Origin of the sequence: Gordonia malaquae, assembly GCF_037148075.1 — a bacterium.
Taxonomy (GTDB): Bacteria; Actinomycetota; Actinomycetes; order Mycobacteriales; family Mycobacteriaceae; genus Gordonia; species Gordonia malaquae.
This window is the reverse complement of record NZ_JBBCUB010000008.1, coordinates 124,482-139,379: the sequence shown is the minus strand read 5'-3', so window position 1 is coordinate 139,379 and position 14,898 is coordinate 124,482. Positions and strand designations below refer to the sequence as shown.

The window sequence follows — 14,898 nt, the reverse complement described above, 5'->3', positions numbered from 1 at the left end:
CTATCCGCCCAACTCCACCTTCGTGTCAGCCGTGGCGGCATCGAGGAGCGCCACCAGCGCATTGACGTCTGCGAGGTTGTATCGCTCAACGAGGTCACCGATCTCCTGACGTTCACGCACCGGCTGCAACGTCTCTGGCGCCGCGGTGAACGCGGAGGCCGACGTCGGAGATGGTGATGCCGCGGCCGCAGCGGTGATCGCTTCCGCGATATCGCGGCCGATCCGTCGCGGACCACCACGGTCGAAGTAGTCGTGCACCACCCCAACCTGGATACTCCGGTCGTGGACTTCAGTCGTGTCGAATCCTCGCACCGCTATCAGGCCACCGTCGGCATCGCGCAGGAGACCGTCACCGAACCCGAGGCGCAGGGACACAGCGTATGGTCCTCCGATCAACGCCTGCGACTCATACTCGTTGTTCACCCGCATCGCGTGCACGATCCGGATACGCGGCAGCAGACTTCTGAGTTCATGGTCCTGTGCATGTTGTGCCGAGACGATGATGGTCATACCGATCGTCGGCCCGGCGTCCGACGCGGCGCGGAGCACTCGTTCAAGCATCCGGCCCGAGGACGACGAAGAATCCAGCGCACGCTGTATCTCCTCGACGATCACGACGAGATCAGGGAGCGGTGGAAGCGATGAATCCTCCTGGCACGCGGCCCGGTACTGGCCGATGCCTCCGTAGTCGGCGACCACCTCCTGGCGGCGGCTGATCTCGGTGTCCAGCTGGGCTACGAACTGGGCGGCATTCGCAGAGCTATCGCGAAGCCAGTTGTACTCTGCGATCACGTGCGGCACCTGCGGCGCGCGTCCGCCGCTGTACGAGGCCCACACTATGTGCAGCCGGGTCGGCGAGTACAGCGCAGCCAGCGCGAGTATCCACGCCTCCTGCGCGATCGACTTCCCGGACCCTGTCTCTCCTGCGATCACGCAGAACCGGCCTGCTACGTCAGTGACGACCGGGCTACCCAGGCTCGCGGTCGCTCCGCCAACCGACTCGATTCGTTCGCGGCCTACTGGGATCTGCAGTCCTGCACTGAATTCGGTCGCGGCCCAGGCGGTCTGCGGATTCCACCCCGACAGCTCATGTCCGATTCCCAGCGCGTCGAAGAACGCCCCGGCCGGTTCACTGACCGCACGTGCCGCGCGCACCCGTCCTCTGGCCTGCTTCAGGGTCAGGGAGGGGTTGGTGGCGCGCAAGGCGCGGACGTCGCGGTCGAATTTACTGTTGCTCATGAAGAGAATTCCTCGTCACTTGGCGCGGCGCCCCAGCCCACCGCTAAGCGATAAGGAGTCTTCGGGGATCATGTACGGCGACCTGTTGTCCGCGGTGCGGCACGAGTTGGCTTGCGGTGTGCGACAGCTGGGATGTCGCGGCAAAGCCGTGGGTGCCACGGAAAGGCTCGCCCCGAAAGAGAGCCTTGTACTGCGTGTTTCATCCTACACGCGGATCGCGGCGGACCCAGGCAAAACTACGTCAGTTTCTACTCTGAAGTTGCTGCGGCGTTGGCGGGAGCACGTGGCGCGGCCGCGGGGAGGAATGCCATCTCTTCAGCCGAGGGGTTCCAGCGGAAGGTGACTTCGCCGTCGGGCGTGGAGATCGTCGCGTTGCCCTGGCGGTCCATCACCAGTGAGAACGTCGTTCGTGATGGGAGCTGCTTGGGGCACCACACCACTACTGCTGTTGCGTCCAGGACTGAGGACGGCGGCACGTCGCGGTAGAACTCCACACTCTGACGCTTGGCTGGTTTCACCTTCATCTGCGTGGGGTTGACGCGTTCGCAGAGATCGACCCATCCCTGTCCATCCAGGTGCAGGCCCACGTTCGCGCCGACTGCTGAGGCTCGGGCGGCGAAGGACGCCACGAACTGTGCTGGAGCGTGGACCCACAGGACCTCGCCTCCGGTCTGCAGATTGACGAATGCTCGACCGCCGTCGTCTGTGACTCCGAGGTACATGCCCAGCCCCGCGCCGTACACGGTGACGGGGTACTCCTCGCCCGGGGCGAGTGGACGGCGGTTGGCACTGGGGTTGTCATCGACGGCCAGCGGCAACATCTCGGTCATCGAATCGCCCTGGGCCTGGATTGCGCGGGTGAGCGAGTGGGCCTTGTCGGGGAACTTCTCTGCGCTGGGGTAGGCGTAGGCCAGTTGGGCGTGTGTGGTGATGGTCGAGAAGCGTCCCGATTCCAGAACGAACACCGATGCCATTCGGTCACTGGGAACGCTCCACCACTTCTCCGAGGCGCTGGGTGTCCACTCACGCGGCCGTGAGACGGCCACGGGCATCTTGCCGCCGAGGTGGGTGCGGTGCTCATCGAGCAGGCCGCTGTTGGACCACGCGAGCATCGACTGGTGCCGCCATTCGATTTCGCGACTGGTGAGCAGACGAGCCTCGTAGCCTTCGACGTTGAGGGCTCGGGACAGGCGTGATGCCACCAGCGAGACCGTTGATCCGAGTGCGGCAGGCACGCTGTGTGCGATGTTGCGGCGCAGGACTGCGGCCATGGACTTGTCCAGGTTGACCGTGACTTCGATGACTGTGGTCATCGAGGTGGGCAACGGGAGGTCGCCGACGTCGCCCTCGTAGACGCCGGTGAAGGCGTTTCGCGCGAATCGCCGGTAGCCCATCTGGCCGACTTTGAGCCGTTCGCAGGAGATGTCACCTTGAACGAGGTAGTTGGTGAGCAGGTCCATCGGCACCGGCTCGGGAAGAATCGGGTCGGGGCGGTCGATGACGGAGATCTGCCAGGGCTTCGCCGAGAATGCGACGAACATCGAGACCGATTCGCCGTCCCAGGCCACGCCGACCCTGTTGGTGCTGTAGAGCGTCGAGGGACGGCGACGGGACAGGCGGCGGGCGAATCGTCGACGATCGCTCCAACGTTCGCCCATGGTGCGGCCGTTGACCGCCACCAGCAGGGCCAGTGCGACCACTGCGATGACAGCGATGATGGCGTAGCCGACTGGGCGGAGAGCGTCCCAGGTGAGGACGGCGGCGACGGCTCCGGCCAGCGCCAGCCACGCGATCATGGTCGAGCGGTGTGCGTCCAGACGGATCATCGAGTCACCTTCCCCTTCTTACTTGCTGATAATATCAGTTCGTTTTCGCGGTTGGTGCGGAGCCGATGCCAGCCCACGATCACAGCGGCGGCAACGATCACCGTTCCCAGACCCCCCAACGCGACCATCGTCTTGATCCAGCGGTCACTGATCCCAGGCTCGGGCATCGTCATCGACTTCGACCGCGGGCCGTCTTCACGGGCCTGCGGCGCGCCCGGAGCCGACAATGCCGCCACCGGGTCGACCAATCCACGCCCGAACGCGTTCTGCTGCTGCAACGACGGCGTCGCCGCGGTGTTGACGATGCGCTCGCGTACCTGCGTTGCGGTCAGGCTGGGCCACCGGGATCGAATCAGTGCCGCCAGCCCGCTGACGTAGGCGGCAGCGAAGCTGGTCCCAGCGATCTGCTCAGGCCCCTCTTTGCCTGCCTGCGCGTTGACCAGCCCCCCAGAGGACTTTGCCGGGTCCAGCGACACGATCCGTTCAGCGGGCGCGGCGACGTCGACCCATGGGCCGGTGAGCGTTCCCGGGTAGACCTCGCCAGTGAGGCTCGCGCCACCGACAGAGATCACCAGCGGCGAGAAGTAGGAGGGCATCGACACGGTCTTCACGCCCTGCCAGTTCCTCGGGTCGCCGCCGTTGGCCGGATCGAACCCGGGGTTCTGCTTGCATGAGGAACTGTTGGACTCGGTCGAGTTCCCCGCCGACGCGACGACCACGACGTCTTTGTCCTTCACTGCCCACCGCAGTGCCTTGGACAGGTCGTCGTCGATCGAGGTTCCGGTGGACACGCACGCGGTCACCGACAGGTTGATCACCTTGGCTCCCAGCGTCGCTGCGTGCACCACCGCGCGCGCCAGCGTGGACAGCGTCGAGGACGACTCGCCGTCGTCTCGATTGGCGGGCTCGTAGGCCGCACTGGTCTGTCGGATGGAGATCAGCGACGCTCCAGGCGCGACGCCGACGAAGCCGTCGTCCCGCGACGGCGCGGCGCCGATGATTCCGGCGATCAGCGTCCCGTGATGGTCGCAGTCGGTCAGGCCGTTGGTTGAGGTGATGTAGTCGCCGCCGCCGCGAAGTCGCGGGAGGCGATCGTTGGGCTCCACACCCGAGTCGATTACTGCCACTGTGACGCCGTCACCAGTGGAGAACCGGTGGAGCGCAGGGACATCGAACGCCAAGTTCGCGGGCGCGGTTCTGTCGAAGTCGCTCCCGGCGAACGTCGCCGATACCGCGCACTTGCTCTTCTGCTTCATCGGGACCGGCGAGCTGGGTTCGCTATCGCGTGGGGTCACCACGGGGATTCCGGCGATGTCAGGACGCGGCACCGCTTCGGCGCGACCGGCTGTGGCCAGGGCGCCGACGGCCGCCGATCCGGCCACCAGCCAGCTGCACACCCCCAGCGCCACTGCGCGCCTGACCGGCGTGCTCACATCATGCCCCGGACGGTTCCGATCAGGTCGACCGTGAACGCCCACATCGGCGGAATCACTGCAAAGCAGGCGGTTTCGGCCCATTCGAGCATCCTCTGGCGAGGGGCGGCTTCCACGGCTTTCACGCGCACCGCGGCCCACATGCCGACCAGTGACCCGATCACCAGGAGGCCCGCGGCGATCAGGGTCAGTTCGATGCGGCCGCCCGAGGCCGCCGACGCGATCGTGAACACGGCGCCGATCGCGAATGCTCCACCGAGCCATGAGCCCTGCTGAACTGCATCGCCGGAGGACTTTCCACGAAACAGCAGCCCGAGCACGATGGCCGTCCAGAAGATCAGGACGAAGATGCCTTGGCTCGTCGAGCCGTTCATGCCGACGAATCCGGTGACTCCTGCGCTGATCAGCAGCAGGATCAGCGGGCCCCAGACCGCGCCGACCAGGATTCCGCGGGCGGTGATCGAGCGGTCCTTCTGGTTGATGATCTCGCTGATCACTTCGTTGCGCGTGGCGTTGTCGAAGCTGGTCAGGTCGTGTTCATCGCGCAGGAATGTCTGGCCCTGCGCTGGAATTTCGGGGACCTCGATCTTCGCTGAACTGCGTGCGACCGACGAGGACAAGATGGCGACGAAGGCCACGGTCAGGGCGGCGGTGAACATTGCGGTGCCCAGCGGACCGGCGTCGACGGCCACGCTCAGTGCCGCGCCCACGGCTGTGATCGCACCGGCGAACATCGCTGCGAAGTTGACCGCTGCGGGGAATTCGACGACGCGGTTGATGATCCACGCACTGGCTGCCAGGAGGCCGCCCGCGAGGATGAACGAGAACCCGTTGGGCGAGGACGGCACCAACAGCAGGCCAGCACCGGCCACGCACACGTAGCCGCTGGTGATCACTCCTGCTTGTACGCGCTGCAGCTCGACATCGGCTGCGTCGCCGGTAGCCGAGGTGCTCGCACCCACGAGGGCGAGGATGGCGGCGAACAGCAGGGCTCCGCCGCCGATGTACTGACCGATCTCGCCGAGGGCTCCTCCTGCCACGCCCCAGACCAACGCCACGACGGCGGTCAGCGCGGCCAGGGGGGCGACCATTCCGGCCAGCGACCGGCCGTGCTTGGACCCCCATTCCTGGAAGTACATCGTCTGGTCCTGCGCGATCGAGTCGGCGATGTCGTCCATGAGCGGCCGGTAGTTCTCACGTTGATGTGAGTCGACCAGGGCGACCATGTCACCGTCGCTCAGGCCCGACTGCGACAGCGGGAGTTCGGCGTCGTAGTGCTGGCCAGTCGGCGACACGACCTGCCAGTAAGCCCACGGATCGGCGAGGCGTTCGCGAATCCGGTCGTACTGTGCGCCGTCGAAGTCCTCGAAGGTCTTACGCAGGTATCGCAGCAGCTCGGCGGCGACCTGCGCCATCGGCATGTCTTTGAGCAGCACCACATCGACCGCGACGTGGTCCACGCTCGGAATCGCCGACCGATCGCGGTTCGGGCGCCGCGATCGCTCCAGGTCTTCGTCGGTCATTCGACCGGCCGACACCTTGACCGACAGGCGTGTGAATGCTTCAGCCAACGGCATCCGGGGGTCCCTTCGTAGTTCCTAGATCGAGAGCGTCCGCTGGTTAGACCAGCGGGCTGGTGGAGGTCTTGTCTGCTCGGCGGCCGCCACCGCGCCGGGCGTTCTTGCGCGGCGTGCGGGCCTTCGGCGGGTCGACGATGGGGTCCAGGCCGACCTTGGCCAGGACTGCCTCGGGGTATCCGTTCTTGACCGATTCGGCGTAGGAGGCCTTGTAGGCGGCCGTGGCCTGCTCGACCTCCTGCTGTGCCGCTTCACGGGCCGCCTCAGCGGCGACCATGCGGTCCTTGGCCTTGGTCAGCTCGGCGATCTCGTTGCGGAGTTCGGCGACGTACTGGTCGACAACGTCGGTTGTGGATGCGGCGGTCGCATCTGACGGCTGAACCTCGGGTTCGGAGTAGGGCGTGTAGGTGTTGTCCATCGAAAGGCCTCTCGTCATCACGGCGATGTGCAGTGCGGGGGCGCTGACGATGTGTTCACCAAAGCCCCCCCGCTTCGCTCTGATAATATCACTGATTTTCTGGGGTGGGTGGGCACCCACGACTACTCCCCCGCGCCCCTCGCAGATCCCAGTCCGGCGAGCGCGGCGACTGCGCTTACCCTCGGCCAGTCAGGTCCAACGTGGCGTCGATCAACGCAGCACCGGCCATCTCGATGCCGTAGCGCGTGTTCGGCGTTAGCTCCGCGGCGATGACCAGCTCGCGGCTGTTGATCCGCTTGTCGAACGGGACCTCCGCGACGTCCGAGCCTCGCGGATTCTCGGTCTCCCCGGCCGCAGACTCGTGCAGCTTCAGCTTGGCCGCCACGTCGGCCTGCGAGGCGTCCCCCTTGGCCCGCTTGATGTTGTTGATGACGGTGATGCGCTGCTTGATCAGGCGATCGGCACCCATTCCTGACGGCGCCCGATCCGAGAGCATGTTCCGCGTGTTGTCCAGGAAGTCGACCTCAGCCATCGACGGCAGGGTGACCATGATCAGCCCGTCCAGGCTGCGCAAGACAGTCTGGTAGTGCTCGGTGTTGCCGACCTGGGCCATGTCGACCACGACCACCGGGAAGTTCGCCCGCAGCAGGTTGACCACCGCGGCGTACCCGTCGACCGACAGCCGGGTGGCCTCCCCCTTGCGGTTGCCCGGGATGTAGCTGTAGCCCGGCTCAACGCGATGCGCGTAGTGCTCCAGATCGATCTGCTCGACGCCGTAGACCTCTGCTCGCGAGCAGAGCGTGGTCATGTTGTCCGCATCGCCTGACCGGAGCGTGGATTCGGGTTCGCTGCACGCGCGGAGCATGCCGTACCAGTCCGTGTCGATCGCGCACACCGCACCCCACGCGGTGTAGTTGCCGAGTCGGTAGCCGGTCGCGTCCAGTTCCTTGTGGAGCATCTCGGCGATCACTTTCGCCAACATCACCGCGATGCGCGTCTTTCCGCAGCCTCCCTTGAAGCTGGACACTCCCAGCACCAGGCCTTGCCCGGTGTCCTGGAACACCTCCAGCGCTTTGCCGATGATGTCCGCGGCCATGTCCAGGTCGTCAGCGATCAGCTCACGCTTGCCCTTGCCGAGTTCGACGTTGAACGTCCGCGCTACCCATCCACGCCAGCCGGTCTTGGCGACGTGGTCGAGATCGCTGGCTCGAACCTTCTCCTCGGCAGCCGACGGCGCAGCTGCGTGACGCGGAGAGGCGAACTCCGACGGCGCCGCCGACCCCTGCTGCGGCGCAGCGGTCAGTCCCGTTGTCGCCGCGTCCGGATTGATCGCAGCCCGCACTGCACCGAAGGCCTCCGGGTGGTCGGTGAGGTACTGCTGAAGACGCCCCTGGTCGCTGATGGCCATCACGCGGATGGCCGCGACCCATTCGGCGCTGCCGATCTCGCCTCGGGGCTCCGCCGAAGCCGCAGCGGGCACCGGCGCCGGTGTCGGTGCTGAGGCTTGGGGTGCAGCTCCGTAGCCGTGATCGATGTCCTCGAACCCCTCAGAGGCAACGACATCGGGCTCGCCGTAGCGACCCGCCCCGACTGGCGCGTGGCCCCGCCGCCCGTGCACGTCGGCAGGCGGGGGTCCCGGATCGTAGGAGTCTGCGGGAGCGACCTCCGTTGGCGGCGCCATCGGGTTGCTCTGCGCGCCGAACATCGGCATCGGCGCGGCGTGCTCGGGTGCGACCGGCGTGTCCATCGCGGGCAGCCCCGTCGCCTGACTCAGCTCCTGGTTGTACGCCTCGTTCGCGTCGAATCTCGCCATGGTGTCCGTCACCGTGCTTTCGTCTCTGTCGTAGCGGGTGCCAAGCGGAACGAACCGCCTACTCTCCGTGCGATACTATCAGTTCCCTTTTCGGGTGGGTGGTCACAGGTCGTCACCGAATCCGCGAGGATTCCCGAACCGCACCTGCGGCCCGTCGGGACCATCAACGATTCTCGCGCGACCGGCCGCTTCTGCCGAATCGTCGACCACCGCCTCCGGAGCAACACCAAGGATGTCCGCGAGCCGCTTGAACTCGACATACCGGTTGTGCATTGATTCGGCGGCCATGAACGGTGCCTGCTGCGGCGCCCCGGACGCGACCGGACTGACGATCACCTGCTCGCCAGTGACCGGGTTGGCCGCTGGCTCATCGACTGCATCGGCGAACCCCTGCTGAGTTCGAGTCAGCGCGGCCGCGGCAACGGAATCGATCCGAGCCACGTCGCGAACGCCACCGTCAGTACTGATCCCAGCATTCGAACGAACACCGGCGGAGAAGTCCTCGGCGCCTGGCCCTCCCGCAGCGGCAGGCGATCCGAACGCCGGTTCCGGGGCATCCTGTTGCAACGCCCGGACCTGTTCCTGATACTGCTGAGCTGCGTCGATCGGACTCATCGGAGCCGACTTGGCCGATTCGGGGATAGCGGTATCGCTGACGGGGCCGACGACCGTCCCATCGACGATCCTCGGTCCCGAGACTGTGGTCTTGCGCGAGGAATCGATGGAGGTGGTCGATGAATCGATAGTGGTCACCGAGTTGTCGTTGTGCACGGTGGTGCTGTTGTTCACCACGGTCTGCTGCGTGAGGTACTGCTGCAGCTGTTCGCGGCTGGAGAAGACCATCAGCGGCGGCGCCGTCGTCAGCGGAGCGACACCAGGGACACGGTCGTCACCGCCCACGACCGCGCCCAGCGCAGCGGCCGGGGTCGACTGTCCCGGCGCACCGGCAGGCCCCGACGGACCGGCGGCGCGGGTTTTCGCGAAGGACATCGCGCTCGATGCTCCGGCCGGTAGCGCTGCTGCGCTCGGTGGCCGCAGCAGCACCGGGAGTGTCGGCACCCGAGATCCAGATGTATCGGAGGTGTCGCGGCCGTCCATCGCTTGCTCGATGGTCTCGCGCTCCTGATCGTTCATCGCACCGGATTCCCCTGTCGTCGCCTTGACTGTATCTACTGCCGCCTTCTCCTCCACGCGCCCAGCGGGCGTCTCGGTTACAGCCGCTTCAGCTTCTGCTTCGTACTGAGCGCGCAGGCTGCGGTAGTCCTCGACCTGCGGCTTGATCTTGCGGCGGTACAGATCCGCCCAAGAGGTCATCGGCCCGTTCTCGGCGATCACCAGCACCGGACGCTTTTTCTCCGCGGACCACTTGACCGGGTGCCCGTACCACTTCCACACCGCGTACCCGGCTCCGGCGTACATCGCGGCCATCACCAGCAGCGCGGGAACGATGTACGCTTCGTTCCCCGTCGCCACCACGAAACGGTAGGACGCGGCGGTGGTCAGCCCCGGCAGCAGCAGGGCCAGCAGGATCAGGCCCGCGGCCCACAGCAGCGCGATGATCGCTTCACGGAAGGTCCGAACCCCCTCGTCCAGGCGCTGACGGTTCACGCCCGGGCTGGCGATCATCCACGCGATCTGCCAGGGCAGCACGGCCATATGCCAGACCATCTTCCCTTCGAAGAAGGTCAGTTTCAGGAACGCCGCACCGCTGAAGAAGATCAGGGCGGCCGCGATCACGATCATCAGCAGCGCCGCGATGACCATCGTGAACGTCGGCTCGCCTTCACCGTCGACGCAGCTCAGCTCCAGCACATCTCCACCTGCGGAGATGGTCTGCGACCATTGCTGCGAGCAGTCCGGCTCCAGGACGTGGCCGAAGTTGATCATCTGCAGGACCGGGACCAGCATGCCGTCGACGACAGTGCTGGTCACCGTCCCTGCTCCGTTGGACAGTGCGGTTGTGGCCGTCGTCGCGAACCACGTCAGCATCCCGAACATCATGCCGAGCACCTTGAATGGGTTCGCCAGCAGGAACGCCATCACCATGAGCAGCATCGAGACCTGCACCAGCTCGTTGACGACCTTCTTGCGGAACCCCTCGTCCTCGCTCAGCGTCGACTTGTTGAGCGCGAACTTCATCCGCGTCGTCTTGTCTTTGAGCGTCTCGCGCTGGAACTCGCCGATGAACAGCCGGAACAGCAGGATCGGCAGCGCGAACATCACGATGATCCACGGGCTGATCACCTGGTAGATCGCGTCGAGCACAGACTGGTAGACCCCGCCGATGATCTCCACGAACAGCGACTGGTCCTGCACCAAACCCATCAGCCAGATCGCCAGCATCATCGGCACCATGCCGATCGCGACGATCAGCTCGGTCAGGCCGCCCGGGAACGCGAGCCAGAACCGCGTGATCGAGTACTTCAGCCACACCGACATCTCCGACGCCTGTGTCCCGTACTGGTCGACGACGTCGATCCATCCAGTGATCGGATTAGAAGCCATCGCGATCCCCCCGCGAGTTCGTCATCGCCGTCACCGACCTGCCACCACGGCGTCGCGGTCGTCCTCGTCCTCGACGTGAATCCGCCGCGAGGACGTCGTATCGGCCATCCGCATGACCTCGGGATTCAGCGGCGGAATGCACTGCACCCGCACCACGTTGCCGAACCCGTCGTTGTACCAACCTTCACCTTCACGACCGCGCTTCGGCCGGTTGTTGTCCTCCGGGTCCGGCGGCGAGGTATCGGTGAGCATCCTGGTTACCAGCGACTCCAGGGGCGGCATCTCGACCCACTGCAGCGCCGACTTGGCGTTATCGGATGTCTCCTGGCGCAGCGCGGTCTTGCACCGAATCAGGTCGAACGCACCCGAGGCCATGTGCTTGGGCAGCTGCCCGGCGAACACCGCGATGTTGGCGTCCTTACGACCGGTGCGGTCCAGGTCGCCAATCATCTGCTGGACGGCATCTGAGCCCTCCCAGAACGCGACCTCGTCGCCGACCATCGCGCACAGTCCCGTGATGCGCCGGAAGTCCGCCTGCGTCAGACGCGCCATCAACGAGTGCATCGCCACGCTGAACCGCGCCTTGGGCGGAGTGTTCTCCGTCAGCGGCCCCCGGTGAACCGGCAGTCCGTGGGTCACGAACACCACCGACGTGTCGTCGCTCTCACGGCGGAACGCCGGGAGCTGCTTGATGACCTGACCGGAGTCGTTGATCGGGTCGAACAAGGCTTGGTTGTACGCACGCTGGCCCGACCAGAAGCTGAATGCGCGAGACAGCTCTGCTGCTCCGGCCCGAGTTCTGATCGCGCCCGACTCGTCGAGTACGCGCATCAGATCGCGCATCGATCCGATGTCTTTACTGCGGCGCATACCCGGCTGCACCAGGTCGCTCAGCAGCAGCATCTGCGGGGAATCGGCAGCCCATCCGGTCAGGATCTGCCACACCTCGATCATGACCTCCTGCGCCATGTCCGGATCGTCCGCGAACACCTTCAGCGGATCGAAGGACATAGCGGGGCGGACCACCTCGACCGGCTGGCACTTCATCAGTGCGCGGGCGTAGACCAAGAACTCACGGGCCGCCGACGGGTCGAAGATGTTGCACGGGCGCTGCATGGCGGCCAGCCAGTCGATGATCGCTTTGAGTTCCATGCTCTTGCCTGAACCCTGCGCGCCGGTGATCGCAAGGGAGCCCGAGCCTTTGTCCGTCGACCCGAGGAAGTCGCGCAGGATCATCTGCCCCAGGGCGTTCTCGCGGTTGATCGCGTACGGGATGCCGACGGCGTCGCCAGCTTCAGTCCGGCGGATCGGCATGCACGCGGCGAACTTGCGTACGGTCGTCCCGCCTTTGAGATCGTTGACCAGGTTCGAGGTCGACACGCACGGCATCATCTGTCGCAGCAGATCGAACTGGCCACCGACCGGCGCCAGCACCGAAAAGCCCTTGTTCTCCAGTGTCGACACATATTCGGTGCGGAACTGCCGGAGCGTCTCGGCCTTCGGATGAGCCAGCGCGAACAGGGCGGTCACCGCCATGGACCGTGGAGCAGACTCGGCGTCGACCTGCTGAGCCAGGAGCGCTCGCTCATGGGCCTGGTCGGAGTATCGCGCCTGGTCGTGACTGTCTTTGCTGTTCGAGGTGGACTCGGCACCGATGGCGCGGGTGAACGCGCGATGCTGCTCGACCGAGATATCGTCCTGGTCGAAGTGCATGCGCAGCGCGAAGTCGGCGTCGAGGGATGCGTCCCGGTCCACCAGTGAGGTGAAGGTGTTCAGCGTGACCTTCGACTGGATCGGATAGCCGGTCACTGCCAGGAGCGTTTGCCGCGAGACCGGCCCGTCGGGCAGCGACGGGGTCCGTTCTTCTGGGGAGTACACCGCGACCATGCCGCCCATCAGTGCCGCACGGTAGTTCCGGCGGTACTGCCGCAGGCGCCCCTTGTCGACCTGGGGCGTCGAGCCCTCCCCGGTCTCTTTGATGAACGCGTCGATGACGGGCTCGCTGTCGGCGACCTTGTTGATCATGACCGAGGAGAACGAGCGCGGGTTGAACCGCTGGGTGCCGCCCGAGGGCATCATCGGCACGTCGAGCCCGCGCAGGCGCATCCGTTCGTGCATCCACGTCAGGTGTTCCGGGCGGGCCATCAGTTCGTCTCGGTTTCGTGCGAACACCGACGGGATCAGCTCGACGAACTGCTCTTGGTACTCGGCCCATTCGGACCAGTTCACCTTGCTCAGGACATCAACTTTGCCTGATTTGATCAGTGCCTGCGCCTGCGAGGTGAGGCCGGTGGGGATCTTCACTGACATGAAGTAGTTGCGTCGGTACTCCTTGTACCGCCCGTACTTCATCTCCTGGACCACGCGATTGACACGATCGAGCAACTCGGGGTGCGATTGTCCGCTGATCTTTGTCACGCCTTGGACGATCCGGTTGGCCGTCTCTTCGGGGTTCACTCGCGACTTGATTCCAGCGAGGTAGATGTCCCTGGTAGGCATGCGCGAGCATGCGTTGAACAGCTCTTCGTTGGCGGCCTGCGCACTTGCGATCGACCCCGGTGAGGATGGGATCATTTGCGCGCCTCGGAGCAGGTAGTTGGCCCATACGCTGCCATCTTCAGCGTTGATGACCAGGTTGTTGTGCGCGGCGGCCAGCTTGGCCAGGTATTCCCCCATGAAGAGCCTGTTCTTTCGTGATCGGACACACGCCGCATGAACGACGGCATCGTGATTGTTTCCCCCGCTGGAAGGTCCAGATACACCTCAACTACATGCGATATTATCACATGTAGTTGGTTAGTGATTGCGGTAGATCGTCTCGCTCATGTCGACGTCGAACCCCTGCGACGGCTCGTCCGGCGCATCGAAGTTCGTGTACCAGGGATCGGCCACCGTGTCTTTCAGGAGCGGCACGTGGGTACGTTCCCGGATGCGCGCAGGTTCTGGCGACAAGAATTTGAGCCGTCGCACCCACACGAGCATCACCATCTCGCCAACGACGCCGATCACCGCAATGATCAGGGCGAGTGCGACTCCGACCACTCCGCCGATCATCAGACTCAGGCCCACCAGCGCCACCGCGGCGAGCAGCCATCCTCCCAGGGCTGCCACGGTCGGCCATTCCAGCAGCATCGGACCGATCGGGAACTGCGCCCCGACCCGAAGCGTCCCGTTGTAGACCCGGAAGGTCTTCGTCGTGCTACTCATCTGTCACCTACCCCCTCGCTGGTATCGGTGGTCGATCAGACGAAGCTGCCGAAGCCGTCGCTGAACCAGCCGACGAGGAATCCCAGCAGGCCGCGGACGCATCCGACGATGGCGATGAACGCAGCTCCGTCCATCACCTGCGACAGGTACTTCTTGCCCTTCTCTTCCATCTGAATCTGACCGCCCGCCTCGGCCTTGGCGCTACCACCCCAGTAGACCTGCCACACGCGGTACAGGACCACCACGACGGCCAGCGCCGCCAAGGCCCCCGCCAGCCAGTTGAAGATCGTCGACATGTCGAACGAAGATCCAGATTCCATTGCCTGTTCCCCCTGATGTGTTCTGAGTACTTGCTTGCCTCAGTCGCCGGTCGGCGAGCTGAGAATTCTCACCTGGTTTCCCAGGGATGACGTGGTGGGCCAGCGGGCCCCATTGGAGCCGGATAGATCATGCCACTCGCCGCGGCGATCTCCGCACTCAACTGAACTTGATGCACTGCACCAGCCCGATCGCGAACGTTGAAAAATACCATCCACGCTCCACCGCAGGCAGCCGTAGCCAGCACTGCGGCCAGAGCAACGATGAACTCGTCCCCCGACCCCGCCGCCAGGAGTGCCACAGCAGCAGCGATCAGCCCCGCGACGACAACCATTTCCACGACTCCACCGGCAACGTCTACGCCGAATCGCCGAGCGCGCGACAGGACCCCCATCCTCCACGCGAGAGCGACCGCAAGCACCAGTGCCGACACAGCCAGCACGACGACGACCCCCGCAAGCACTTGGTGCCAAACGACTCCGCCATTCGCTACTTCGTTCACGCGACGAATCGTATCAGCCAATCGAGTTCCCATCCAGCCTATGAACTCTGGCGTTGGCAC

Annotated in this window: 10 protein-coding genes; all 10 read right to left on the bottom strand. The window is 65.2% G+C overall.

Features of this window, described 5'->3' with window-relative positions:
- On the bottom strand, positions 1 to 1,239 hold the full coding sequence (locus WFK36_RS22100; RefSeq protein WP_336794340.1) for an FtsK/SpoIIIE domain-containing protein: 1,239 nt from the start codon (positions 1,237 to 1,239) through the stop codon (positions 1 to 3).
- 248 nt (positions 1,240 to 1,487) lie between these two features.
- Entirely contained in the window at positions 1,488 to 3,065 is a 1,578-nt protein-coding gene (locus tag WFK36_RS22095) for a hypothetical protein (protein WP_336794338.1), read from the bottom strand.
- Positions 3,062 to 4,498, bottom strand: coding sequence for a type VII secretion-associated serine protease mycosin (gene mycP, locus WFK36_RS22090; protein ID WP_336794337.1), 1,437 nt, complete (start codon positions 4,496 to 4,498; stop codon positions 3,062 to 3,064). Before mycP ends, WFK36_RS22095 begins: the two co-directional genes overlap by 4 nt.
- The gene (eccD, locus tag WFK36_RS22085; protein WP_336794336.1) at positions 4,495 to 6,075 is read right to left on the bottom strand and encodes a type VII secretion integral membrane protein EccD; all 1,581 of its coding nucleotides are present in this window, start codon (positions 6,073 to 6,075) and stop codon (positions 4,495 to 4,497) included. Before eccD ends, mycP begins: the two co-directional genes overlap by 4 nt.
- A 43-nt stretch (positions 6,076 to 6,118) precedes the next feature.
- The gene (locus tag WFK36_RS22080) at positions 6,119 to 6,493 is read right to left on the bottom strand and encodes a hypothetical protein (RefSeq protein ID WP_336794335.1); all 375 of its coding nucleotides are present in this window, start codon (positions 6,491 to 6,493) and stop codon (positions 6,119 to 6,121) included.
- A gap of 175 nt (positions 6,494 to 6,668) precedes the next feature.
- Complete coding sequence (locus WFK36_RS22075; RefSeq protein WP_336794334.1) at positions 6,669 to 8,318, bottom strand: CpaE/TadZ family protein; 1,650 nt, start codon at positions 8,316 to 8,318, stop codon at positions 6,669 to 6,671.
- Positions 8,319 to 8,408: 90 nt separating this feature from the next.
- Positions 8,409 to 10,811, bottom strand: coding sequence for a hypothetical protein (locus WFK36_RS22070; protein ID WP_336794333.1), 2,403 nt, complete (start codon positions 10,809 to 10,811; stop codon positions 8,409 to 8,411).
- A 30-nt stretch (positions 10,812 to 10,841) separates the two neighbouring features.
- Complete coding sequence (locus tag WFK36_RS22065) at positions 10,842 to 13,487, bottom strand: ATP-binding protein (RefSeq protein ID WP_336794332.1); 2,646 nt, start codon at positions 13,485 to 13,487, stop codon at positions 10,842 to 10,844.
- Between the two features lie 120 nt (positions 13,488 to 13,607).
- On the bottom strand, positions 13,608 to 14,018 hold the full coding sequence (locus WFK36_RS22060) for a hypothetical protein (protein WP_336794331.1): 411 nt from the start codon (positions 14,016 to 14,018) through the stop codon (positions 13,608 to 13,610).
- Between the two features lie 35 nt (positions 14,019 to 14,053).
- Positions 14,054 to 14,338 (bottom strand): hypothetical protein, encoded by a 285-nt coding sequence (locus WFK36_RS22055; RefSeq protein WP_336794329.1) that lies wholly within the window; start codon positions 14,336 to 14,338, stop codon positions 14,054 to 14,056.
- Between the last annotated feature and the right edge of the window lie 560 nt (positions 14,339 to 14,898).